The organism is Shewanella sp. SP2S2-4 (assembly GCF_031932025.1).
Classification (GTDB): Bacteria; Pseudomonadota; Gammaproteobacteria; order Enterobacterales; family Shewanellaceae; genus Shewanella; species Shewanella baltica.
In genome coordinates, this window is record NZ_JAUOER010000052.1 from 1 (window position 1) to 1,119 (window position 1,119).

1 protein-coding gene is annotated in these 1,119 nt (G+C 44.8%); it reads right to left on the minus strand.

What is annotated here, in order from left to right; all coding sequences use genetic code 11:
- Positions 1-8: 8 nt before the first annotated feature.
- A complete protein-coding gene (locus tag Q4Q54_RS21610) occupies positions 9-1,109 on the minus strand; it encodes an ISAs1-like element ISSba1 family transposase (protein WP_311989528.1) in 1,101 nt (366 codons plus the stop codon).
- Between the last annotated feature and the right edge of the window lie 10 nt (positions 1,110-1,119).

The window sequence follows — 1,119 nt, forward strand, 5'->3', positions numbered from 1 at the left end:
TAAATCTCTTAACCAAAGAAAATCTCGCTCCTAAAATCGCCATTCCATGCAGCCTTTCTCATCTTGGTTGGTTTGCTGGCTTTTAGCGGATGTTGCTCTAAAAGGTTCAGCACGATACGACGAAATAGCGCCATCTTCTTCGCGTTTTCACGGTCACCAATCCTTGAACAGTCTTCCCTAAAAGTGACGTCAAGCACCCAGTGTTGCTGGTTCTCGATGTGCCAATGCTGACGCACCGCTTTGGCTGCAAGTTCGACGTCTAAAGGTAAGGAACTTAAGTAATAATCCGTATTTATGGTTGCAATGCCTTTACATGTTCGTTGACGTTCAACTGCAATGAGTGACTTGGCTGATGGCCACTTTTTCGCGAGCGCCTGTGGCAGCTTTGCAGGAATTTGAAACGTTGTGCGACGCTCCTTACGGCCATGCCCCTTGTCATCCTCTTCGATACTTAATATGTCGACGCCGTCGTTATCCCAGTGAGGTTGAAATTGCATCTCAATGGCCTGCCTCAGTAGCGGTTGGTTGCCTTTTACCTGAACAACATAGTCGCCTTTAGCTTTGATGATTTGTTGAAGCGTTTCCCGCTGGCAGTGAAGTGCATCAAAGGTTACAACAGCATCTTTAATGTCTAACATGTGCAACAGCGCTTGAACCGTTGCGATTTCGTTACCTTTGGTCTGTGTATCTTGCTGATACAGCACAATTCCTTGTTCGGTATCAAAGGCCGAAACGAGGTGTAGCGCATTTTTAGCACCATGTTGATTAACAGCACCCCGCAAGGTTTTGCCGTCAATAGCGATTAATGGCTTGGATGAGGTTTCTCTTAAACTATTTGCCCAACTAAAGAGTGTCATAACCAATATTTCGGTATCGATCACTTTAATGATCCGAGCAATGGAATGCCGAGTTGGGATCCCTTTATCAAAATTTCGATGTTGACGCAGCCAAGATAGATTCTCTTGGCCGAATTCTTCAATAGCTTGCCAGCCATCACAACCTGAAGCGATTGCGGCTAAAACAAGAAAAATAATATCAACTAAATCATGATCTAGGTTGATGTGAGAGCGAGGGTCTTCGATGAGTTTCAAGTGTTCAAATAAGGACATGGATTAGGCT